23 protein-coding genes are annotated in these 22,386 nt (G+C 71.7%); 14 read left to right on the top strand and 9 right to left on the bottom strand.

Going from position 1 to position 22,386, the window contains the following annotated elements; genetic code table 11:
* Window positions 1-45 precede the first annotated feature (45 nt).
* The 7 genes from ACWGJY_RS33075 (at window position 46) to ACWGJY_RS33045 (ending at window position 5,710) form a co-directional block, all read left to right on the top strand.
* A complete protein-coding gene (locus ACWGJY_RS33075) occupies window positions 46-720 on the top strand; it encodes an urease accessory protein UreF (RefSeq protein WP_453264566.1) in 675 nt (224 codons plus the stop codon).
* A 30-nt stretch (window positions 721-750) separates the two neighbouring features.
* On the top strand, window positions 751-1,443 hold the full coding sequence (gene ureG / locus ACWGJY_RS33070) for an urease accessory protein UreG (protein WP_453264565.1): 693 nt from the start codon (window positions 751-753) through the stop codon (window positions 1,441-1,443).
* Window positions 1,440-2,324 (top strand): urease accessory protein UreD, encoded by an 885-nt coding sequence (locus tag ACWGJY_RS33065; RefSeq protein WP_453264564.1) that lies wholly within the window; start codon window positions 1,440-1,442, stop codon window positions 2,322-2,324. Before ureG ends, ACWGJY_RS33065 begins: the two co-directional genes overlap by 4 nt.
* Window positions 2,325-2,693: 369 nt before the next feature.
* A complete protein-coding gene (locus ACWGJY_RS33060) occupies window positions 2,694-3,344 on the top strand; it encodes a hypothetical protein (protein WP_453264563.1) in 651 nt (216 codons plus the stop codon).
* A 255-nt stretch (window positions 3,345-3,599) separates the two neighbouring features.
* Window positions 3,600-3,866, top strand: a complete 267-nt coding sequence (locus ACWGJY_RS33055; protein ID WP_453264562.1) for a hypothetical protein — start codon at window positions 3,600-3,602, stop codon at window positions 3,864-3,866.
* A gap of 184 nt (window positions 3,867-4,050) precedes the next feature.
* Window positions 4,051-4,227: a hypothetical protein gene (locus tag ACWGJY_RS33050; protein ID WP_453264561.1), complete on the top strand. Its 177-nt coding sequence runs from the start codon at window positions 4,051-4,053 to the stop codon at window positions 4,225-4,227.
* 280 nt (window positions 4,228-4,507) lie between these two features.
* Window positions 4,508-5,710, top strand: a complete 1,203-nt coding sequence (locus ACWGJY_RS33045; RefSeq protein ID WP_453264560.1) for a hypothetical protein — start codon at window positions 4,508-4,510, stop codon at window positions 5,708-5,710.
* 417 nt (window positions 5,711-6,127) lie between these two features.
* Here ACWGJY_RS33045 and ACWGJY_RS33040 read toward each other — a convergent pair whose 3' ends face one another.
* On the bottom strand, window positions 6,128-7,069 hold the full coding sequence (locus ACWGJY_RS33040) for an FAD-dependent monooxygenase (RefSeq protein ID WP_453264576.1): 942 nt from the start codon (window positions 7,067-7,069) through the stop codon (window positions 6,128-6,130).
* Between the two features lie 95 nt (window positions 7,070-7,164).
* On the opposite strand from ACWGJY_RS33040, the gene ACWGJY_RS33035 reads away from it, so the two are divergent.
* Both ACWGJY_RS33035 and ACWGJY_RS33030 read left to right on the top strand, forming a co-directional pair.
* Window positions 7,165-7,500, top strand: coding sequence for a hypothetical protein (locus ACWGJY_RS33035; RefSeq protein WP_453264559.1), 336 nt, complete (start codon window positions 7,165-7,167; stop codon window positions 7,498-7,500).
* A gap of 454 nt (window positions 7,501-7,954) precedes the next feature.
* On the top strand, window positions 7,955-8,917 hold the full coding sequence (locus ACWGJY_RS33030; RefSeq protein ID WP_453264558.1) for an SCO2400 family protein: 963 nt from the start codon (window positions 7,955-7,957) through the stop codon (window positions 8,915-8,917).
* 264 nt (window positions 8,918-9,181) lie between these two features.
* Here the strand turns inward: ACWGJY_RS33030 and ACWGJY_RS33025 are convergent, their stop codons facing one another.
* Window positions 9,182-10,843: a protein kinase domain-containing protein gene (locus ACWGJY_RS33025; protein WP_453264557.1), complete on the bottom strand. Its 1,662-nt coding sequence runs from the start codon at window positions 10,841-10,843 to the stop codon at window positions 9,182-9,184.
* Window positions 10,844-11,188: 345 nt separating this feature from the next.
* Window positions 11,189-11,869: a TetR/AcrR family transcriptional regulator gene (locus ACWGJY_RS33020; RefSeq protein ID WP_453264556.1), complete on the bottom strand. Its 681-nt coding sequence runs from the start codon at window positions 11,867-11,869 to the stop codon at window positions 11,189-11,191.
* Window positions 11,870-12,030: 161 nt separating this feature from the next.
* On the opposite strand from ACWGJY_RS33020, the gene ACWGJY_RS33015 reads away from it, so the two are divergent.
* Window positions 12,031-12,957: an NADP-dependent oxidoreductase gene (locus ACWGJY_RS33015; RefSeq protein WP_453264555.1), complete on the top strand. Its 927-nt coding sequence runs from the start codon at window positions 12,031-12,033 to the stop codon at window positions 12,955-12,957.
* A gap of 221 nt (window positions 12,958-13,178) precedes the next feature.
* Here ACWGJY_RS33015 and ACWGJY_RS33010 read toward each other — a convergent pair whose 3' ends face one another.
* The 3 genes from ACWGJY_RS33010 to ACWGJY_RS33000 all read right to left on the bottom strand — a co-directional run bounded on the left by ACWGJY_RS33010 (window position 13,179) and on the right by ACWGJY_RS33000 (window position 16,461).
* Window positions 13,179-14,429, bottom strand: a complete 1,251-nt coding sequence (locus tag ACWGJY_RS33010; RefSeq protein WP_453264554.1) for a cytochrome P450 — start codon at window positions 14,427-14,429, stop codon at window positions 13,179-13,181.
* Between the two features lie 221 nt (window positions 14,430-14,650).
* Entirely contained in the window at window positions 14,651-15,454 is an 804-nt protein-coding gene (locus ACWGJY_RS33005; protein ID WP_453264553.1) for an ABC transporter permease, read from the bottom strand.
* The gene (locus tag ACWGJY_RS33000) at window positions 15,451-16,461 is read right to left on the bottom strand and encodes an ATP-binding cassette domain-containing protein (protein WP_453264575.1); all 1,011 of its coding nucleotides are present in this window, start codon (window positions 16,459-16,461) and stop codon (window positions 15,451-15,453) included. The genes ACWGJY_RS33005 and ACWGJY_RS33000 overlap by 4 nt, the downstream gene beginning before the upstream one ends.
* Window positions 16,462-16,793: 332 nt before the next feature.
* On the opposite strand from ACWGJY_RS33000, the gene ACWGJY_RS32995 reads away from it, so the two are divergent.
* Together ACWGJY_RS32995 and ACWGJY_RS32990 are read left to right on the top strand one after the other, a co-directional pair.
* Window positions 16,794-17,369, top strand: coding sequence for a DUF5994 family protein (locus tag ACWGJY_RS32995; protein ID WP_453264552.1), 576 nt, complete (start codon window positions 16,794-16,796; stop codon window positions 17,367-17,369).
* Between the two features lie 19 nt (window positions 17,370-17,388).
* A complete protein-coding gene (locus ACWGJY_RS32990) occupies window positions 17,389-17,661 on the top strand; it encodes a hypothetical protein (RefSeq protein ID WP_453264551.1) in 273 nt (90 codons plus the stop codon).
* Here the strand turns inward: ACWGJY_RS32990 and ACWGJY_RS32985 are convergent.
* From ACWGJY_RS32985 to ACWGJY_RS32975, 3 genes are all read right to left on the bottom strand, one after another.
* Window positions 17,603-18,955: a glycosyltransferase 87 family protein gene (locus ACWGJY_RS32985; protein ID WP_453264550.1), complete on the bottom strand. Its 1,353-nt coding sequence runs from the start codon at window positions 18,953-18,955 to the stop codon at window positions 17,603-17,605. The two genes, ACWGJY_RS32990 and ACWGJY_RS32985, sit on opposite strands and share 59 nt — an antisense overlap.
* The gene (locus ACWGJY_RS32980) at window positions 18,952-19,707 is read right to left on the bottom strand and encodes a class I SAM-dependent methyltransferase (RefSeq protein ID WP_453264549.1); all 756 of its coding nucleotides are present in this window, start codon (window positions 19,705-19,707) and stop codon (window positions 18,952-18,954) included. Before ACWGJY_RS32980 ends, ACWGJY_RS32985 begins: the two co-directional genes overlap by 4 nt.
* A 69-nt stretch (window positions 19,708-19,776) precedes the next feature.
* A complete protein-coding gene (locus ACWGJY_RS32975) occupies window positions 19,777-20,895 on the bottom strand; it encodes a glycosyltransferase family 4 protein (protein ID WP_453264548.1) in 1,119 nt (372 codons plus the stop codon).
* A gap of 74 nt (window positions 20,896-20,969) precedes the next feature.
* On the opposite strand from ACWGJY_RS32975, the gene ACWGJY_RS32970 reads away from it, so the two are divergent.
* The gene (locus ACWGJY_RS32970; RefSeq protein ID WP_453264547.1) at window positions 20,970-21,794 is read left to right on the top strand and encodes a PIG-L deacetylase family protein; all 825 of its coding nucleotides are present in this window, start codon (window positions 20,970-20,972) and stop codon (window positions 21,792-21,794) included.
* A gap of 11 nt (window positions 21,795-21,805) precedes the next feature.
* The coding region (locus ACWGJY_RS32965; RefSeq protein WP_453264546.1) for a lysylphosphatidylglycerol synthase domain-containing protein at window positions 21,806-22,386 on the top strand (581 nt) is incomplete at its 3' end.

Raw genomic sequence — 22,386 nt, 5'->3', positions numbered from 1 at the left:
GAAGGTGAGCCATGGGCAAGAGGAACGAAAGGTGACCTGCGAACGATGAACCGCGCAGCGCTGTTCATCCTGGCCGACGGCCGGTTCCCCGCCGGAGGGCACGCACACTCCGGTGGAGCCGAGCCCGCCGTTGCCGCGGGCCGCATCAAGGATGCGGACTCGCTGGAGGACTTCTGCCGGGGACGGCTGCACACCGCGGGCCTGGTCGCGGCGGCCCTGGCCGCCTCGGCCGCCGCCGGCCACGACCCGCTGGAGCTGGATGAGGCCGCCGACGCCCGCACCCCGGTGCAGGCCCTTCGGGCCACCGCCCGCAAACTCGGACGGCAGATGATGCGGGCAGCCCGCGCCACCTGGCCTTCGGCCGAGCTGGATGCACTGGCCGCGGCTCGGCCGCGGGGCGCACACCAGCCGGTGGTGCTGGGCCTGGCCGCGCGATCGGCCGGACTGGCACCGGTGGATGCCGCGTATGCGGTGGCGTACGAAACCGTCAGCGGGCCGGCCACGGCGGCGGTCCGGCTGCTCAGCCTGGACCCGTTCGACGCCACAGCGGTCCTCGCTCGTCTTGCCGCCGACCTCGACCGGACCGCTGCCGCAGCCACCGCGGCCGCCGAACGCATCCCCGAAGAAGGGCTCGGCGCACTGCCCGCCGCCTCCGCGCCGCTGCTGGACATCACCGCACAGCAGCACGCCGCCTGGCCGGTACGCCTCTTCGCCTCCTGACCACGCGACACCACAAACCCCGGAGACTCCATGCACCTCGACCACGCAGAGACGTTCCCCGAGCGCCACACCTCCAGTGCCGGCCCCCACCGCCCCGACGGTTCCCGCCGTGCGCTGCGCATCGGCCTGGGTGGCCCGGTCGGCTCGGGCAAGACCGCCACCGTCGCCGCGCTGTGCCGCGCGCTGCGCGACGAACTGTCCATCGCCGTCGTCACCAACGACATCTACACCCGCGAGGACGCCGAATTCCTGCTCCGCGAGGCCGTACTCCCCGCCGAGCGGATCACCGCCGTCGAGACGGGGGCCTGTCCGCACACCGCCATCCGCGACGACATCTCCGCCAACCTCGAAGCCGTCGAGGACCTGGCGGACACGGTCGGAGCGCTCGACCTCGTCCTGGTCGAATCCGGCGGCGACAACCTCACTGCCACCTTCTCCAAGGGCCTGGTCGACGCCCAGATCTTCGTCATCGACGTCGCCGGCGGCGACGACATTCCCCGCAAGGGCGGCCCCGGCGTCACCACCTCCGACCTGCTCGTCATCAACAAGACCGACCTGGCCCCGTACGTCGGCTCCGACCTGGAAGGCATGGCCCGCGACGCCAAGGCCCAGCGCGGCGAACTCCCCGTCGTCTTCACCTCCCTCAAGGCCGAGGGCGGCGTGAAGCAGGTCGCCGACTGGGTCCGCGAACGCCTCACCGACTGGACCGCGGGCCCTGCATGACCCTCACACCCTCGGAAACCATGCCGCCGCCCGAGGGCCCTGCGGTGGGCGTGTGTGCCACCGCTCGCCTCGTGACAGCCGCCAGGGGCGGCACCACCACACTGCCCGTCCTCGACGGTGACGGCCCCTTCGAACTGCGACGCCTGCGCTCGCGCGGCACCGAGGCGCGAGTGTGCATCATCGGTGCCATGACCGCCCCCCTCGGCGGCGACCGGCTACGGATCGAAGCCACCGCCCGGCAAGGCACGGCGCTCCACATCACCTCCGCCGCCGCGACCCTCGCTCTGCGCGGGCCCACCCCCTTCCACGCCACCTACGATGTGCAACTCACCGTCGAGGAGCAGGCACGGCTCCACTGGCTCCCCAAGCCGCTGATCTGTGCAGCAGGCTGCAACCTGCGCCAGACCTGGACCGTCGACCTCGCCCCCACCGCACAACTCGTCCTACGTGAAGAGCAGATCCTCGGGCGCACGGGCGAGCCGCCCGGCCATGTGGCAACCCGCCTTACCGTGCGACGTGGCGGGCGTACGCTTCTGGACCAACAGACCGAGTACGGGCCGGGGGCACCCGGCTGGGACGGCCCAGCCGTCCTCGCGGGCCACCGTGCGGCCGGGCAGCTCCTGATCGTCGACCCGGCCTACGAGGACGCGCCCCCCGAAGTCCAACTCATCGGAACCGCACCGGAAGACGGCCAGGCCATTCTGACCCCGCTCGCCGGCCCCGCCGCACTCGTCACCGCCGTCGCCCCGGACAGCTTCCGCCTGTGCCACCTCCTCGACGCGGCACGGACCTTCTCCCGCCACCCCGCCGCAGGCGCCGGCCCCTCGCACGACACCCGACATCAACCAGCGTCCGCCCGCAACACTTCAGCGGTCACCTGATCCGGCGGATCCGGGATACGCCGGGGCAGAAACCGACGTCGCCGATCGGCTCGACGTCGTTCTGAGGAACGTCTTACGTCTTTGAGGCGTCGTCAGCTCCAGCTTCCGAGTCCTCCTCTGCGAGCGGCCCCTTGCCCCCTCGGCCCCTCGGCCCCTCCCCTCTCCTCGTCGAAGTGGTCCCTCAGCGTCTGGTCCCATCAAGACAGTCACGCCTGAACGCCCAAGGCCGGCGGCGCTGATGGCGTCGGCGACAAGCGCGCTGCGGTGCGCCGCTGCGCCGCATTAGTCGTCCGTTAGCAAAACGCCAGCCCGGTCTTCGAAGCTGGTTGTCGTCCGGGAGCGAAGAGAACAGAGCAACAGGAGTACACGATGAACACCGCCACCGCCGCCAACCGCTTCCGCGGGCGGGCCGGCCGCCGCCTCGCCACCACCATCGTCGCCGCGGCGGCGCTGGGCCTGGGTGCCACGGCCTGCGGGCAGGGCTCCGGGGCGGCGGGGGCCGCCGGCTCCTCGGGTTCTTCGACCGCGTCCGACTCGCAGCACGCCTCGGCCTCGGCCTCGGCCCCGCGCACGAGCGGCTCCTCCTCGGACCACTCCGGCTCGCAGGGCCAGAACGGCGCCAAGTCCACCGGGGCGTCGTCCGCCGCCCACACCGGCAGCGGGTCCGCCCACACCGGCAGCGGGTCCGCCGCCGGGGGCGGCGTCGCCCACGCGGGCAACCACCGCACGCTCGTCGGCACACTGGAGTACCTCGCACCCGGCAAGCTGATCGTCAAGCCCCAGGGCGGCGGCATGGACCAGGCGTTCTTCGTCGCCAACGCCACAAAGATCCTCGGCGCGGCCGCGATCTGCTCCGACGACGCAGGCAGCGTGTCCATCGGCAAGGACGGCTACGGCACCTCGAAGTGCACCGTGGACCAGCTGGAGAAGGCTGCGAAGACCAGCAGCGTGACCGTCCGCGTCACCATGAGCACCAAGTCCGGTGCCGCCGAGACGGTCGAGGAGAAGTACCACCCGTAAGCCCCGCACCCTGCGCCATCCGCGCCCCATGGACCGCTCCCCGATCTACCGGTGCGCGGACGTGCCGACCAGCTCGTACGAGGGCCCCGGCCCCCGGACAGCACTGGCCGGAAAAGTTCACCACCCAGTGAACTTCTGGCCCGGCGAGCGCATCAAACCTGGTGAACGACGCACAGCTCAGGCGGCTTTCGGCCGCAGCGTCTCTCCAGGAGAGCTGTGCGGAGAACGACCGGAAAACAACCAATGGAGGAATTCATGAAGTCCTGGCGCACTCGTATCGCTCTCGGTCTCGCCGTGGGCGCCGCCGCGGTCACCATGCCGCTGACCGCCACGGCCGCTTTCGCCGACACCCAGCCCAATGACGGCTGGGTGCAGGTCGGTGGCCAGTCGTACGACTCCTTTCAGCAGTGCGTCGACCAGCTGCAGAGTGACCTGCCGCTGAACCCCAAGTACCACGAGGCCACCTGCCAGAGCGACCCCAAGCCCGGACTCCCCAACTACTACATTGAGTGGATGCGCTGAGCTTGTTCTCCATGGTCTGACCCTGAACGATTCCCCGGACGTAATCGCTCGTACAAGGATTGCGGGGACGTGAACACGGCCTTCGTCTGATCCTGTGCTCCGACCGAAGTAGCACAGGATCAGCACGAAGGCCTTGGGGTATGAGTCTGCTGCAACCCGGCGCCCGGCGGGAAGCGTTCCCGCGGTGGCGTCACCCGTCCGGAACGGCCTCTTCGACTGCCCGGCCGTGCGCGGGGACACGCCGTTGGAGCGGACCGACGCGTTGCTGTGCGCGGACGGGCCGGTGACCACACCGGTGGACCTCACGCTGAACTCGACGCCGCCGTTGCCCTTGGTGGTCTTGGGGTTGATCCCGGCGTAGACGGCCTTGGAGCCGCTGAGGGCGATCGCCGGGCCGACCGCCTGCTCGGCGGGGTTGCCTTCTCCCTTTCTGGTTCGGACGTCGCATAGTTCGCTGCGGAGTGCCGGGCTCCCGAAGTCCTCCCATGGCTTCGGAGAATGAGTTGCCTGCGGCCCTCCGTTGAGAATTCTTCTTCAGGGATCGAAGCGGACCTGGCATCCGCCGCCCCGACTTTCTGGGCGCCCCATTTCTCCGGGCGTCCCACATACCAGAACTTCGAACGAATGCGATGGGGACCGTTATGCGTGAATTCAGCCGCCGGGGCATATGTGGACTCGGGATAGGAGCCGCAGCCGCGCTCTCCGTCGCCGGCTGCTCGGCCTCCGGCTCGTCGGCTTCCGACACGGTCGGAGCCGAGCCCGGACAGACGGCGAAGGGCAAGCCGATAGGCGACGGCTCCACCGCATACACCGGAAAGCAGCCCCACCAGCCGCCCGCGCCGGAGAAGCTGGCGCCGGGCCAGAAACCACCACAGTTCGTCGTCTTCTCCTGGGATGGTGCCGGGGAGGTGGGCAACGGCCTCTTCCCGCGGTTCCGCAAGCTCGCCCAGGACCACAACGCCTCGATGACCTTCTTCCTTTCCGGGCTGTACCTGCTGCCCGAGTCGAAGAAGCGCCTGTACCGCCCGCCGAACAACCCCGTCGGCGCCTCCGACATCGGCTATCTCACCGACGCCCACATCAAGGAGACGCTGAAGAACGTGCGCGCGGCGTGGCTGGAAGGCCACGAGATAGGCACCCACTTCAACGGCCACTTCTGCGGAACCAGCAGGGGCTCGGTCGCCCACTGGACCCCCGCCCAGTGGGACTCCGAGATCGAGCAGGCCATGGACTTCGTCACCAAGTGGCGGACGAACACCGGTTTCACCGACCTCGAATCGCTGCCGTTCGACTACAGCAAGGAACTCGTCGGCGGCCGTACGCCGTGCCTGCTCGGCCAGGACAATCTGCTGCCCACGGCGCGCAAGCGCGGCTGGCGGTACGACGCCAGCTCCCCGGGCGGCCTCCAGGTCTGGCCCACCAAGAAGCACGGCATCTGGGACTTCCCGCTCCAGTCGATACCGTTTGCCGGGCTCCGCTCCGGGGTCCTCTCGATGGACTACAACATGTTGTACAACCAGTCGAAGAACTCCACCAAGGGCCCGCCGGCCAACTACCCGCGCTGGCGCCGGCAGGCCACCGACGCCTACGTCGCCGGCTTCCAGCGGGCGTACGAGACAAACCGGGCCCCCTTCTTCGTCGGCAACCACTTCGAGCGGTGGAACGGCGGCATCTACATGGACGCCGTCGAGGAGGCGGTCAAGCGCATCGCCGACGAGAAGCGCAAGGACGTCCGGCTGGTCTCCTTCCGCCAGCTCTGCGACTGGCTCGACGCCCAGGACCCGCAGGTCCTCGCCGGCCTGCGCCGGCTCGGGGTCGGGCAACAGCTCACCGGACACAGCTGACAGCACCGGGACGGGTCAAAGGTCCCCGCCCGTCCTGGAGGCGTACCGGGGCATCCCGTACATGGGTACGCGGACACGCCTCCCGGCGATGCCAGGTGGGCAGCACCCGCCGCCTACACGGGGCCGCCGCTCCCGAGCGGCCGGCCGTCCCCGCTTTCCAGGCCCCCCGCTGATTCGGGGGCCGCGGTGGTGTAGTGGTGTGGGGGCCAAAAGGTCCGCTGCTCCGGCCACTTCTGCGCGTACCCGGGCAGTTCCGCCAGTGTTCGCCGTGACAGCCGCAGCCTGTCGGGCCGCCCACCGGATGACCGAAAGGGAAGCCCGGCGCCGAGGACCGCCTACCCGGGCCGGATCGCGGGCGTCGCCGTACCTGGACGTTCGTTCCTGGATTCCGTCAGGCCATGCCGTCCCCCGTCACCTTCACCTCACGCCGGCCTTCTCCTGCCAGGCGATCCGATGGAAGTGGAGCGGGCGGAGCATGTCCTCAGGGGTGGGGAAGGCCGGCGCGGGAGCGTCGCTCTTGCCGGCCTTGACCTTGTTGACGGCTGCGGCGTTGCGGCCGATCGCTTCCACGCGCGGGCGGCGCAGGGCCTCGTAGGCGGCGAACGCCTCGCCGGGCGTGGGCAGATCCCGCAGGCAGCGGGCCAGCTCGACCGCGCTCTCGATGGCGAGCGAGGCGCCCTGTCCGGAGCTGGAGGACGGGGCGTGCACCGAGTCTCCGACCAGCACCATCCGGCCGCGGTACCAGTGCGGGACGGACGGCATGCGCTCCATCCGGCCGGCCACCATCAGCTCGCCGGGGCCGGTGTGCCGAAGCAGCCGCTCGCCGGGGACATGTCCGGCGTACAGGGCACGCAGCCGGCCCAGCCACTCGGCGGCGGGCACGCGCGCCAGGTCGGCCGGGCTCGGCGGGGTGTCCATGGGCAGTCCGGCGAACCAGATCAGCCGCCCGTCCGGACCCCGCCAGTAGCCCATGAAGGCGCGGCCGAACGCGAAGTACATGGTGCCCGGTTCGCACCGGTCCGCACCGTCCACCGCCGCGTAGCCGCCGAAGCTCAGCACGCCGCTGTACTCGGGGACGGGTGCGTGCGGGTCGATCACGGTGCGGACGGTGGAACGGATGCCGTCGGCGCCGATCAGTATGTCGGCGGACGCGGAGGTCTTGTCGGCGAAGTGGGCGGTCACGCCGTCGGGCGTCTCCTCGGCGGCGACCAGGCGTTTGCCGTACGCGTACCGGACGCCCGCGGCGACCGCGCTGTCGGTCAGCGCCCGGAACAGCCGTTCGCGCGGCAGCGTCAGTGTGGCAGGCAGTTCGGGGAAACCGTCGAAGCCTGCGAGGTGATTGCCGGCGCCGTCCGCCATCACCACGCCGGGCACCGGCTGCCCGGCCGCCGGAGCGGACCGTCTACGAGGTCACCGATGAGGGCCGGGCCGCCACCCGCGAGTGGCTGGAGCAGATGCTGGCGGTGCCCAAGGCGGAGTTCCCCTTGTTCCCGGCAGCGCTGTCGAACATGCTGATGCTCGCCCCGGACGAGGTGGCGCCCCTCCTGGAACGGCGCGCGGCGCGACTCGCCGCCCGGCACGCAGACCTGGAGCGCCAGTCCGCCGACGCCCCGGCCGGGCTGCCGCGCATCACGCTGATCGAGAACGAGTATCTGCTCACCGTCCTCGACGCCGAGGAGCGCTGGCTGCGAGGGGTGCTCAGCGATCTGCAGGACGGCAGCCTGACCTGGTCCCCGGAGATGCTCGCGCGATTCCAGGAGGCGTCCGAATCAGATGCGGCGCCGACCTGACGGGGCGGCCGGAGCGAGGGGAGGAGCCGGCCGTACGCGGGGCCCGGCCTGCCCGTTCCGTCATGGAGCTCGCACTGCATTCCGTCATGGAGCTCGCACTGCATTCCGTCATGGATCTCGCACCGGCTCCGCGGACCGGCTCCGCGGACCGATCCGGTGTGGGCTGTCCGTACCGCCCGCCTCCATGGCGGCATTCCACAGTTCGAACGCCGACCACCGGGCCGGCTTCCCAAGGCTGCAATCCGCTGTCGCGTCCAGTGGCCCATCCCGGGATTCGTCGGCACATGTCCGGAGTGCTGAAAGTCGGCGGTGAGGAATCTGCACCGAAGCGTCACACGGTCTTCGCGTTGCCCCCGGTGGGGGCCGTTAGCGTTGCTGCCCGCTCGATCCCGCGTGCGAGCTTGATCATGTCGCCGGCGTCCCTGGCGGCGCAGTCAGCACAGAAAGATCGCAGATGGACTACTGCTCGTCGTGCCGTCGGAGTCTCAACGGGGCACTCGTGTGTCCGGGATGTGGGGATTACGCGCCGGACATAGCCCCGCCCAGCCACCGCCATCAGCGCGCGATGTCCGCGGGCGCGGCGTGGGAGGCATGGCATGCGGAGGAAGCCTTCGGCCTCGGCGCCCACCACCAGGGCTCCGTCGGCTTCGGTGTCGATCAGGGCACTCAGCGGCACGTCGCTCAGCCGTCCGGTGCCGCGCAGCCCGGCAGCAGTGCATTCGAAGATCTCGAAGAGTTCGAAGAGTTCGAAGATGATGTGAGGGCGGGTGCCGGTGCAACCGGCGGTGCCGGAGTCGCCACTGCTACCGGGCAGGGCCGGGCGGCCCGGCGTCGGCAGCTGGCCCGGTGGAAGAAGCACCGGCGCCGGGCCGCGGCCGCGACGGCCTTTGCCCTTGTCGGCGGTGGCCTGACCTTCTCCCTGCTGCAGAACAAGCCGTCCACCGGCCATGCGCAAGCGGCCTCCTCGCCGGAGCCGGGGAGTGTGGGCGCGCCGCGTACGGAGGCTGCCGCCTCGTCGTCGGAACAGCCGGACACCGCGGCTGCACAGCACCCCGATACGCATCCGCACCACACGGCCGGCCGTCAGCAGCACACCGCCGCGCCGCCCGCTGCCCCTACGGCCGGGCAGCAGCACTCCATCGCCCCGTCGCACTCCCCCACGCCTCCGAGCACGGCGCCGCACACCGCACCCGCCTCGCACCATCAGGCGCAAGTCAACCACGCCGGTGTCGCGGCACCGGCGGCGACGACCGCACCGGCCTCCACCGGAGGCTCGGGGGCAGGCAGCTCACCCGTGCACCCTGCGCCGACCACGTCGACCGCGCCGAGCACACCGACCGCATCGACGACCGCACCGGCGGCCGAGCCGACGTCGCCGACGCATGTGTGTCTGCTGGGACTTGTGTGCGTCAGCTGACGGCCGGGCGCACACCGGCGTCGCCTGCCGGTGTGCGCGGCTCGCGCTGAGGGGATCGCCTCCGCGGTTCCCCGCGTCGCGGGTGCCGGCCCTGATCTCCTGGCTCTGCACGGGCGCGGCCGCCGGGTTGTTTGCTGCCCGTGCTGTCCGTGCTGTCCGTGCATTCCGTGCTATCCGTGCATTCCTTACAGTCCGTACTGTCCGTGCTTTCCGCGCGACGGGAGCTGCCCTTCCTCTCTCGCTCCCCTACTCCCGCAACTCTGCCTACTGCCAGGCGTGTTGGTCTGCCTGGTCTGCGATGTTCCGTGCCCGTCGGTGGCCGGTGGGCAGGTTCTGCGGGGGCTTGGGTACGTCGGCTGCCGGGGTGGGCGGGTGGTGCGGGGTGGCGAGGGGGCCGGCCGGCGGCCGGCGGATGCGGGACTTGAGTACCTGGGCGGCGAGGGCGAGTGTGACGCCCAGGAAGAGGACGTAGAAGACACCGATTTTGCGGAGATCGTCCAGGAAGAACCAGACGGAGGCCAGGGCGGTGAACCAGAACGCCACGAGCGCAAACCCGCCGGAGCCTTCGTCCTTGTATCCGGCGGCCAGGCACAGTGCGGCGACGATGCCCAGGACCAGGGCGATGATGACGTAGTGGGTTTCCCAGCCGACATTGCCGCGGGCCAGCCCGGACCACACGGCGACGGCCTCCGCCACCGGGCCCCAGGCCACCGCACAGGCGAGCCGGGCCGACCACAGCAGGAGCACCGCCCCGGCGACGGCGGCGAGCAGCGCGACGCGGGTGAACTGGCCGGCCTCGATCATGTCGGTCCGGGATATCACCAGGGAGAGGAAGCAGCCGAGCAGTGCCACCCCGCCTTCGGCCGTCGGCCGGAAGACCACACGGGCGGGCCTGGGGCGGGCGGGCGTTGGCGCCTGCTGTCCGTACCCGGGGGGCGCGGGGGAGGCGACGGCCGCCGGGGCCGATGCTCTGGCCTCGGGCGCGGCACCCGCCGCCGGGGCCGGCTCCCTGGCGGCGGGGCCGAGGGCGGCGGAGCCGGCTGCGGCGGAGCCGAGTGCGGCCGGGTCGAGGGCGGTGGGTGTGTGGGTGGGGGGAGCGGGTGGGGTGGTCCGGGCGGCTTCGTCGAGTGCCTCGTGCATCGTTGACGCGCTCGCGAAGCGGTGCTCCCGGGCCTTGCGCAGTGCCTGGACGATCACCGCGTCCACGGCGGGCGGCAGGTCCGGACGGAGCCGGGAGGGGGGCATCGGTTCCGCGGCCAGGTGCTGGTGCATCACGGAGAACGGGGAGTCCCCGGTGTAGGGCGGCCGGCCCGTCAGCAGCTCGTAGAGCAGACAGCCCACGGCGTAGAGATCCGTACGGTGATCGGTCTCGCCGCCGTTGATTTGTTCCGGGGCCAGATAGGCGGGGGTGCCGACCGCGACGCCCGTACCGGTCAGCCGGGTGGCCGCCTCGCTGAGCGCCTTGGCAATGCCGAAGTCGACGACCTTGACCCTGCCCGTGCCGGTGAGCATGACATTCGCGGGTTTGATGTCCCGGTGCACGATGGCGTGCCGGTGGCTGTGCTCCAGGGCCTCCAGCACCTGGCCCGTGAAGTCGACCGCCTGTGCCACCGGCAGCGCGCCGTCCTTGAGGACATGGCTGAGGGTTCTGCCTTCCACGTACTCCATGACCAGATAGGGCTCGGCGGCACCGCCGGCGGCGTCCTCCCCCACGTCATGAACGGTGGCCACACCCGGGTGGTTGAGCGCCGCGGCGGCGTGCGCCTCGCGCTGGAACCGGGTGAGGAACTCGGGCTGCAGCGCCAGCTCGGCGGAGAGGGTCTTCACGGCGACGGTACGGCGCAAGCGGTGGTCGACGGCACGGTACACCGTTCCCATCCCACCGTGCCCGAGCTGCTCCACCAGCTCGTACCGCTGCCCCAACATCCTGTGCTCCACCGGGTTCCTCCAGGGACCGTCAACGCCAACACGTACGCGGGAAGACGTACTGGAGTGCGAGTGGGTTCCTCCGTGGGGTCGTCCATGGATCGTCCGTGGGGTCGCCCGTGGGGTCCTCGGCTGGTTTCGCTCAAAAGCTGTTTCTGAGCCCTACATGACGAAACCGGAAACCCACGCAGGACAGCCGACGAGAGGTGTCGCGGTCAGCTCCGATGCTGCAGACGAGCGGTGCCCGCGCACCTCACAGCCGGAACACCTCAAGCATGCGAGCTGATCAGTTGAGGCGAGGGCAACCGTCCGGTGAGAGGGGCGCCGCCCGGCGGATGGTGCCGGTCATCCGGTTCGGTCAGGTGACTTGTAGAGGTCGTCAAGGCGGAGTGACGCGGGCTGGGGCAGGGGGGCGCCGTCCGTCGGCAGGCAGGACTGGAGGAAGAAGGCGAGCAGGCGGCGGGATGCGGCCATGGAGGCCGCCACGGACTCTCGCATGACGCCGTTGTTGGCCAGGAGCAGGAGAGTGACGTCGCTGGTGTCGAAGTCCTTGCGCAGCTGCCCGGTGTCCTTCGCGCGCTGTACCAGCTGGGCGAGGCCTGCCTCGGCGCGGGCACGTTCACGTTGGACGTCGGGTGCGTCGGGAAGTTGGGAGACGAAGGCGGCGCTGAACCCGCGGTCCTGGGCCTGCATGCTGCACACCTTGATGAGCGCGGTGCGAAGACCGTGCCAGGGATCGTCGTCCTGTAGGGCCTCGTCGACGGCTGAGACGCACTGGGTGAGTTGTTCGGAGAACGCCGCGGCGATCAGTGAGTCTCGGGTCGGAAAGTGCCGGTAGAGGGTGGCGGCACCCACGCCCGCCCTGCGGGCGATGGCGCTGGACGGTACGTCGGTGCCGTTGAGGGCGTACGCCTCGCGAGCGGCCTGGAGGAGCCGGGCGCGGTTGTGCCGGGCGTCGGCTCTCTGCCCCGGGACGGGGGTGTCGGAGGCGGAGGGAGGCGGCTTCCGAGACGGTTGAGCAGGCATGTCTCCCACTTAATCACAAGTGGAAGAGGCTGTTCATTTAGAAGGTTAGCTTGATCTGGTGCCGTGGTGCCCCGCGGTCAGCTCTCTGCCGCAGAGCTGACCGATGGCGAGTTCTCCTGCTGCACGACGTGTCAGACGTGTCATATGTACGGAGGTTGTCCGTGTTTGCTGTGCAATACCACCGCTATGGCGGTTCCGAGGTCCTTTGCCTTGAGGAAGTCGAAGAGCCGCACGCCGGGCCCGGTCAGATCCGCATCGCGGTGCGTGCCACCGGCGTCACCCCTTCTGACTGGTACCTGCGCTCAGGGATGCTGCAGGACCTCGCCACCGTGGACTTCCCCCAGATCCCCGGCGTGGATGCCGCCGGAATCGTCGACGAGGTGGGAGAGGGGGTGACCGGCACCGCCGTGGGAGATGAGGTCTTCGGCCTCGTCCCCTTCGCGGACCAGGGAGGCGCCGTGGCCCAGTACGCCGTACTGGAAGCCTGGGCGCCCAAGCCTCAGTCGTGGTCTTTCGAGGAAGCGGGTGGCGCCGCAGGCAACATCGACACGGCCACGCGAGTACTGGACGCCCTCGAAGCCGCCGAGGGCATGACCCTGCTGATCGATGGCGCCGCCGGGGGCGTCGGCACTATTACCGCGCAACTCGCCCGCGCCCGCGGCCTCGCTGTGATCGGTACTGCGAGCGAAGGCAACCACGGCTTCCTGGAGCAGTTCGGCGTCGTACCGGTCACCTACGGGGCAGGGCTGGCCGATCGCCTTGCCCCACTGGCTCCGCACGGTGTCGACGTGGTGCTGGACGCGGCCGGTAAGGGCTCTCTTGCCGATCTGGTGGCCATCGCCGGCGACCCGAACCGCGTGGTGACCATCGCAGACTTCGACGCCGCTCGGCACGGGGTGCGGTTCTCCCGCTCCGAAGCAGGGCAGTCGCCGGGCTGGGCAGGACTGCCACTGGCGGCCCGCCTTGCCGACGACGGCCGCCTCACCGTCCCGCTGCACGCCGTGTTCCCGCTGAAGGAGGCCGCCGCAGCTCACGACGTCAGCGCCACCGGCCACGCGCGCGGCAAGATCGTCATCACCGTGCCCTGACACGGCGGATAATTCGGCCCGCAGCCGGCGGCCCGCAATGCGCCCCCACCGCCCTTACGGCTCCAGTTATGGCTCCGGTTACGGCTCCGGCTCCGGTTACGGCTCCGGCTCCGGGCCGTCCTTGGTGCCGTGCCCTGGTCGACGACGTCGGGGGCGGTCAGGGGTGTACGTACCGGTGCCGAGCCAGTGGTCGCGGCGGTCTTCGACGGTGGCTGCACCGGCTACCCCTTGTCCCAGGTGACGGGGAGTTGGTGTACCCCGTAGATGCTCATGCCTTCCCGTAGCGGCACTTCGCCGGGCGGGACGGCCAGCCGCAGCGTCGGGAAGCGGGCGAACAAGGCCGGGACGGCGACCCGCATTTCGACGCGGGCCAGTTGCTGGCCCAGGCACTGGTGGATGCCGTGGCCGAACGCCAGATGCCCGGTGGCCTTGCGGTGCAGGTCGAGGGTGTCGGGGTCGGGGAACCGTTCCGGATCGCGGTTGGCGGCGTCTATCGAGAGGGTGACCGTCTCGCCTGCCTTGATCAGCTGGCCGTCCAGCCCGACGTCCGCCAGCGCCGTCCGCGCCCCGCTGTGGGCGATGCTCAGATAGCGCAACAGCTCTTCGACGGCCTGGTCGGCGAGGTCCGGTTCGGTACGCAGGGCGGCGAGCTGGTCCGGGTTGCTCAGCAGGGCGAAGGTGCCGAGCGCGAGCATGTTGGCGGTGGTCTCGAGGCCGGCGGCGAGGAGGAAGGCGCCGATACCGGCGAGCTCTTCATCGGTGAGGTCGCTGGTGGTGAGGTCGCTGAGCAGGTCGTCGGTGGGCTCGGCGCGCTTGGCCGCCACCAGCTCGGCCAGGATGCCGTGCAGCGCGGTCATGGCGGCGGCCACCTCTTCCTCGGTGGCGCTCTGGGTCATCACCGTCCCCGTATGACGCTGGAAGACGTCCAGGCCGGCGTAGGGGACACCGAGGAGTTCGCAGATCATCAGCGCGGGGAGGGGCTTTGCATACGCCTCCACCAGGTCCAGCGCCGGCCCTCGGCGCTCCATGGCGTCCAGGTGCCCGGCGGTGATCTCCTCGACGCGTGCGGTGAGCCGGCGCATCCGGCGGACGGTGAACTTGCCCATGAGCAGCCGTCGGTAGCGGGTGTGCTCGGGTGCATCGAGCCCGGTGAGGTCGCCGACCGGTGCCGGCGGCAGTTCGCCGGTGTATCCGCCCTCGAATGGGTAGTGCATGAGCTCGTAGCGCGAGCTGAAGCGGGGGTCGGCGTGTACCGCCCGGACCGCGGAGTAGCCGGTGGCCAGCCAGCCCATGTGCCCGTCGGGGTAGCGCATCCGGGTGAGCGGCCGTTCCGTGCGCAGCGCCGCCAGCCCGGCGGGCGGGTCGAAGGGACAGCCCGCGGGACGGGCCGTCGGCAGTTTTACCGGGTCGCAGGAGTGCGGTGATTCTCTCTGGGGCGCCTTCTCGGGCAAGGCGGTCTCGTTCTCGGGCAAGGCCGTCTCGTTCTCCGGCAGGGCTGTCTCGCCTGCTTGCGCGGAAGCGGGAGTCGGGGGAGTTGCCGGGGGTTCGGAGTGCATGGGTGTCCTCCGGTACGGAGTGCGGAGCGCACAGTCGTGTGCGGTGCAGGGTGAGGTGTGTGCGGGGCGCAGTGGCCCGGGATGCCGGGCGCAGTGGCCCGGGATGCGGGGCGCGGTGCCCGGGTGCGGGCCCGCCTCTAGCGCGTGGCGCCCCGTCGGAAGGCTGCCCGTGCCCACAGGTAGCCGGCCAGGCTGAGGGCGATGCCCCATCCGAGGGCGATCACGGCGTTGTTGCCGATCTCCGTGCCCAGCAGGAGGCCGCGGAGCGTCTCGTTGACGGGGGTGAAGGGCTGGTATTCGGCGAACCAGCGCAGCCCGGTCGGCATGGAGTCGGGGGTGACCACGGCGCTGCCGAGGAAGGGCAGGAACGTGATCGGCATGGGGGCGTTGCTCGCGGACTCCACGGTCTTGGCCGCCATCCCCATCGCGGCCGCCAGCCAGGTGAGGCCGAAGGCGAGCAGGACGAGCAGGCCGAGGGCGGCGAGCCACGCGACGAAAGTGGCGTGCGGCCGGAAGCCGACCGCCAGTGCGGCGGCGATGACCAGGACGAGGCTGAACAGGGTCTGGATGACGCTGCCGACGACATGGCCCGTCAGCACGGAGGAGCGGGAGATCGCCATGGTGCGGAAGCGGTTGATGATGCCTTCGGTCATATCCATGGAGACGGACACGGCCGTTGAGATGGCGCCGGAGGTCACGGCCATCACGATGATGCCCGGAGTGAGGTAGTTGACGTATGCGCCGCGGTCGTTCGCCCCGCCCGGCAGTCCGATGCCGCTGCCGAGCGCGCCGCCGAAGACGTACACGAAGAGCAGCAGCATCACGATCGGCATCGCGACGACCTGCAGCGTCAGGGACGGATAGCGCCGTGCGTGCTTCAGGTTGCGGCGCAGCATCGTCATCGAGTCGCGCATGGCGTACGAGGCGGTGCTCGTGCTCATCGGGCGCTCTCCTCAAGGGGGTTGGTCCGGACGCCGGGCTGCGGGGGCCGGCCCGTGAGGGTGAGGAAGACCTCGTCGAGGCCGGGGGTGTGCACGGTGAGTGCCTCGGCTTCGACCGCGGCGCGGTCGAGAGTGTCGAGGACGGTGCGCAGGGCGGGGATGCTGCCGTCGCCGGGGATGTGCAGGGTGAGCGCTTCGTCGTCGCGGGCGGCGGAGGCGAAGAGGGCGGCGGCCGAGGCCAGTGCGTGCGGGTCGGCGAGCCGGAGGCGGATATGGCCGCCGGGGATCTGCCGCTTCAGCTCTTCGGCGGTGCCTTCGGCGACCAGCTTCCCGTGGTCCAGCACGGCGATGCGGTCGGCGAGTTGATCGGCTTCCTCCAGGTACTGCGTCGTCAGGAAGACGGTGACGCCGTCGTCGGCGACCAGACTGCGGATGATCTGCCACATGGTGCGCCGGCTGCGCGGATCGAGTCCGGTGGTCGGCTCGTCGAGGAAGATGATGCGCGGATCGCCGACCAGGGTCATCGCGAGGTCGAGCTTGCGCCGCATACCGCCCGAGAAGGTCGCAACGGGCTTGGCTGCGGCCTCGGTCAGCTCGAAGCGGTGCAGGAGTTCAGCGGCGCGGCGGCGGCCTTCGCGACGGTCCAAACGGTGCAGGTCCGCCATGAGGAGCAGGTTCTCCCGGGCGGTGAGCAGGTTGTCCACCGCGGAGAACTGGCCGGTGACGCCGATGGCGGCGCGTACGGCATCGGCCTCGCGGACAAGGTCGTGGCCCGCGACCCGCGCCTGGCCGGCGCTTGCGGGGATGAGGGTGGAGAGGATCTGCACGGTGGTGGTCTTGCCCGCGCCGTTGGGCCCGAGCAGGGCGAAGACCGTGCCCTCGGGGATGTACAGGTCGATGCCGTCGAGCACCGCCTTGTCGCCGTAGGACTTGGCTAACCCGTCGACGGCGATCGCCGCCGAGCGGGGCGTGCGTGCGGGCGTGGGTGCGGGCGTGGGCCCAGGCATTTGCTTGATCACGAAATTCCTCGTCTCGGTGCTGTGGTGGGGCAGGCGGCGGACTCGTGGATGCCGACCCGCCCTACGGCGTGACACCCACAACGCCACAGTGACACCATCATGGCGCCATCACAAGCCACTTTGGCGCCAAGGCGGCGGCAGGTGCTGCCACCATGGCGGCATCCGTCGGGAAAATGCCTGGTCACGCACCGGCTCGGGGGTCTGGGGCGGAGTAGAGTGAAGAGACCGGGAGTACTTCGCACACCGGCGCCTGGCGGTGTCGTTCCCGGCGAGCAACAACACCGGGCCGCCGCAGGCGCGCCCGGGGGCAGGTCCGCGCCATGACCGTGACCGTCGGCCGTACGACAGCACCATCCCGTGAGCGCGTTCCCTCGCCACCGGCCCGTGTGGCCCTCACCCCGGCCAACGCCCTTCCGGGCCTCCTGGACGGCGCCTGGTGGCCGCGCTCCTTTGACCTCTCCCGCGAGCTCCGCGCCCTGTCGGAGCTGCTGGACACCCGCTGGGGCCGGATCACCCGGGTCACCGTGAACCCGGCCCACTGGCCGGTGATCCCACGCAAGGTGTCCGTGAACGGGCATACCGTGCACGTGGGTTGGTTCGCGGCCGAGCAGGACCCGCACAAGCTGCTGCTGTTCTCCTACACCGTCGGCCGCTGGGACCTGCTGGTGGTCCCGCCCACCACCGATGCGGCTGCCGCCGCCCGGCTAATGTCCGCCGCGACGGTTCCCGGCAACGTCCGCACCGCCAGTCAGCTGCTGGCCGACGAGATCACGGCTCGTGACGCGAGCGAGACCCGCAGCCGGGAGGAGGAGTGGGAAACCGAGGGCGGCTCCGCGGCACCGGCGTCCGGGAATCCGACCGGGTTCCCGAGCCCGGCCCTCGGCCGGAGGGCGTGAGCACGAGAGGGCGGCAGCCATGGCAACACTGCGCGAGCGCAAGACGTACCGCGAGCAGGTGATGAACTCCCTGTACGAGGCCACCGAGGGCAACCGCCTGCTGGGCGTCACCGGTGCGAAGCTGCATGAGGCTCTCGGGATCGACGCCCAGGATCTGGCGGCGGCCTGCACCTATCTGGTGGGCGAGGGCCTGATCACGGTCGACTGGACGGCGGGCAACACCCCCGCCATGGTCATGCTGACCCATCAGGGCATCCGGCTGATGGAGGCCGAGGAGGAGGCCCATGAGTGACGGGAGTTGCGGACGGTGCCCGTCCCCAGTTGCGGACGGTGCCCGTCCCCTTTCGCGCGACGGGCACCAGCAGGGCGGCGAAGGTGAGCAGGGCGCAGACCGGATAGTTCCAGCCGAGCGCGGCCAGGTACCAGGGGCGGCCGAACTGCCAGATGTCCGGCTGGGCCATGGCCAGCCAGTGGATGGGGTGGCCGGCGAGGGTGAGTCCCCAGGCGGCCAGGGCCGCGGTGCGACACCGGGTCCGGCGCGGGGTCCGGGTCAGCCACAGCACCGCCGCGACGGCCCATACCCAGTGGTGGCACCACGAGATGGGGCTGATCAGGAGGCCGAGGAGCTGCACGGCGAGCAGAGTGCCGAGCGGGTCGGCGCGGCGGACCGTGCGCACCACGGCCGTCAGCGCCAGCAGCGCGGCCGGCGCGGCACAGGCCCACCATGAGGCGGACCAGCCGACGTCATGGCCGAGTGTGCGGGACAGCGCCCCGCGCACCGACTGGTTGAGCACCGAGCCGACCGGGCCGACCCGCGCGGCCTCGCCGACCGCGTGGAGCCAGAAGTCGGCGGCGGGCCGGGGCGCCGCCCACCACCCGGCCGCGACGGTGGCGGCGCACACCGCGCCGGACCAGCAGGCGGCCGGCCAGCGCCGGTGCGCCAGGAAGTAGAGGCCGGTGACGGCCGGGACCAGCTTCACCCCGGCGGCGAGGCCGGTGCCGAGCCCGGCCGCGGCCGCCGAGCGCCGCTCGACCGCGAACGCCACGCACGCCGCCAGCAGCAGGTTGATCTGCCCGAGCGCGAGTGTGACGTCGACCGGTTCGGTCCACAGCAGGGCGGCGCTCCACAGCAGGACGTGCCGGCGGTGCCGGGCCGGCGGTGCGGCCGGGCCGGCCATCTTCAGGCAGCAGTGGACCAGGATGCACAGCGCCAGGACCGAGGCCGCGGTCCAGGCGGCACTCACCAGCGGCCACGGCGCCCCGGAGAGCGGGAGGAAGAGCAGCGCGGCGAACGGCGGATAGGTGAACGGCAGCGGGAAGATGTCCGTACCGGGCAGCCGCAGCCGGAAGGCGTACAGATCGCCGCTGAGCAGGTGCGGGGCCGCGGTCCGGTAGACCCGCAGATCCACCATGCCCGTGCCCAGGAACGCCGGGACCCACACCAGCAGCAGCATTGCCGTGGCGGCGAGGAGCAGCACCGTGCCCGGACGGCGGGCCAGTGCGCGGCGCGCCGCCGCGCCTCGTCGCCGGCCCGGCCGGGGGCCTCCCGGTGCGCCGCCGGCCGGTGCGCGGGCCGCGGGGCTCATGCGTCCCGGCCCGGGTCCGGACCGGGAGCGGGCTCCCGGAATTCCCCGCTCCGGGACGCGGCCGGGGCCTCGTAGACACTGACGGCGAACGGCCGGGCGGAGTGCGTTTCCACCTGCTCGGACACCCGGCGGAATCCCGCGACGGCCTCGAAGTACGCGCAGAACCTGCGTGATTCCGGCCAGGGATGCACCAGGACCAGCAGTCCGCCGGGTGCCACGGCCCGTGTCAGATGGGCGCAGGCCCGCCGCAGATGCTGGGGCCGGCCCAGGTAGTACAGCAGCTCGGCGCAGAAGACGAGGTCGAACCGGTCCTCGGGCGGCGCGGTGAGGATATTCAGCCGTGCGAACCGGGGGGCGGGGGCGCTGCCGGGCGCCGGGGCATGGCCGGGCGCCGGGGCATGGCCGGGCGCCGGGGCATGGCCGGGCGCCGGGGTGCGGGCGCGGGCGAGTGCGCGCTCCGAGATGTCCACGCCGGTGACCTCGGCGTGCGGATACGCCGCCGCGAGGCGGTGGGTGAAGGCGCCCTCGCTGCACCCGACGTCCAGAATCCGCCGGTAGGGGCGCCGGGGAAGCTGCCGCAGGGTCGTCGCGTACTTGCGCTGCTCGTAGTCGTCCACAGCCAGCCCCCACGGGTCCGGCCGCCGGTGCCACCAGTCGAAGTACCAGTGCAGGACGCGCCCCTGGCCGCGGATGCCGAGGAGGGAGAGCGAGGCGAAGACGATGCGGTGAGCGCGGTCGAGGAACCGGTGCATGAAAACCTTCCGGCCGTTGCGGTGGCCACTGTCCGGGAGGCCGCCGGATGTCTGCGCTATGACGGTGCGTCAGCGGGTGACGTCGTCATAGGCGTGGGCGAAAGCTTCGGTGACCACGGGCCAGGTGCAGTGCACCGGCTCGGTCTCCCAGTTGTGCGCGGCCAGGCTGCGCCGCGCCCCCGGCGTACGGGCCAGCCAGAGCACCTCGTCGGCCAGGGCGAAGGCCGAGTGGCCGCACAGCGCCCCCTCGCGGTTGTGCCGTACGAAGTCGGCGACGCCGGTGTGCACCCGGGCGAGGACCGGGAGTCCGCTGGTGCGCGCCTCCAGCGCCGCGATCCCGAAGGACTCCCGGCGGCAGGGATTGACGAACAGATCCGCCCCGGCCAGCAGCTCCCGGACCTCCCCCGGCGGCAGCCGGCCCGCGAGACGGATCCAGCTGTCCATCCCGTTGCGGCGCAGATAGCGCTGTATCGGCCGCACGCTCGGCCCGGAGCCGGCGAACGTGGCGCGCAGCGCGGTGCCCCGGCGGGACATCCGCGCATGGGCGGAGTGCAGCGCCGCCAGCAGCTCCATCGGTTCCTTGCGCGGGACGAGCCGGCCGACGGCGACGACATGCACCCGGCCGTCCTGGCGCTCGGCCGCGGCGCGGGGGCTGCGCCACCACGCGGCGTCGATGCCGTTGGGGATGACCCGGGGAGTGACGTCCGGAAGGGCCTGCCGGATGAGGCGGGCGGCCGACCGGCTCACGGTCGTCACGGCCACCGGGGCGGTGGGGCCGTGCCCGGTCCGGCTCAGCAGCCGGTACAGGGCGCGCACCACGGGGTCCCACATGCTGTGCACGGTGGCCACGGTGGGGATGCCCCGCCGCCGGGCGCAGGCCAGCGCGGCCCAGGCGAACGGGGAGGCCGCGCCCAGGTGCACATGCACCACCCGCGGGTGACGTGCCGTCAACAGTCGGTCGATGGCGTGTCCCGCCCTCGGGTGAACGGGCAGCTGGCCGGGCAGCCGCGCGCTGATCCTGTGCACGGGGTACGGCCACGAGGTCAGCTCCGGCCCCGGCGCGGCGGGCGTTGCGGTGACGACCTCGGCGGCCTGCCCCGCCCGGTGCTGCGCCGCGGCCAGGGCGGCGACCTGGATTTCGATACCTCCCGTCCGTGGTGCAAAGCAGTCTGAAATGTGAAGGATCATGGCTGCACTTCCGAAATGGGGCGTGAAGTCCCCCAGTATGGGGTGGTAAAGCATGGTTCGTGAGACATACGTGCTTGTTCTTTCACGCGCACCCGGACGACGAGGCGCTGCTGACCGCGGGCACCATGGCGCGCCTGGCCGGTGAGGGACACCGCGTGGTGCTGGTGCTGGCCACGGCGGGCGAGCGGGGCCTGGCGCCGAAGGCCCTGCAGGACCGCGGCCTGGGCGGGGTACGCCGCGCGGAGGCGCACGCCTCCGCCCGGATTCTCGGCTGCTCCCGGGTCGCCTTCCTCGGCTACGCCGACTCCGGGCACACACCCGGCCCGGCCCCGGCCCGCGGCGGCCCGCAGCCGTTCGCCACGGCGGACGTCGAGGAGGCGGCCGGCCGGCTGGCCGCGCTGCTCACCGAGGAGCGCGCCGACCTGCTGACCGTCTACGACCCGGCCGGCGGCTACGGCCACCCCGACCACGTACAGGTCCACCGCGTCGGCTACCGCGCGGCCCGTATGGCGGGCACCCCGGTGGTGCTGGAGGCCACCGTCGACCGAACTCTCCTGCTGCGCGGACTGCGCGCGGCCTCCTGGGTCTACCGCTTCCCGCCGCACTTCGACCGGGACTCCTTCCGGCAGGCGTACGGCGCACGCGCCGAGATCACCCACCGGGTACCGGTCAAACGGCACTGGCGGGCCAAGCGCGCCAGCCTGTCCGCACACCTCAGCCAGGCCCGGGGCGGCGGCTCCGAACGCACCCTGGCCGCGCTGGGCCGGCTGCCCGGACCGGCCTTCCGCCAGGTGATGGGGACCGAGTGGTACATCCAGCGCGGGCTGCCCGCCGGCCCTGTCCACCGCGATCCGCTGGCCACGCTGCGCCACGCCAGGGCAACGGCACCCGGCCGGTGACGCGGCCCGCCGTGCGTCTGCCGAAGTCCGCCCTGCGCCTGCTGGGCCTGCTCTCCTCCGCGGCCGGCCTCGTCCTGCTGGCACTGGCCGTACCGCGGGCGGCGGGCACGGACTGGGCCGCCGTCCGCGCCCACCTCGGCCACATCAGCGGCCCGCAGGTGGCGCTGCTGTGCGCGCTGGCAGGTGCCGCGTTGTGGAGCTACACCTACGTACTCACCGCCGCGCTCCCGGGACTGACGCTGCGTCAGGCACTGCTGGTGAACTGCACCGGCAGCGCCGTCAGCAATCTGCTGCCGCTCGGGGGCGGTGCGGGGGTCGCGGTCACCTACGCCATGACGCGCCGCTGGGGCCATCCGCCGCAGGCCGTGACCGTGTGCGTCGCGCTCACCGGAGTGTGCAACGTGGCCGCACGGCTGGTGCTGTCGGCGGTGGGCGCCCTGCTGCTGGCGGGGACCCCCGTTCCCGGCATCGGCTGGGCGGCGGCCGCGGGCGGGGTGGTCCTCGCGCTGCCCGTGGCGCTGGCGGCCGGATGGCCTGCCGTGCGCCGGCGCCGGGCGCCCGGTGCCCGCCGCCGGGCCGCGCCGGCCGGCCC

It is taken from the genome of Streptomyces sp. NPDC054765, assembly GCF_053612065.1.
This window is presented reverse-complemented; position numbering and strand designations above follow the sequence as displayed.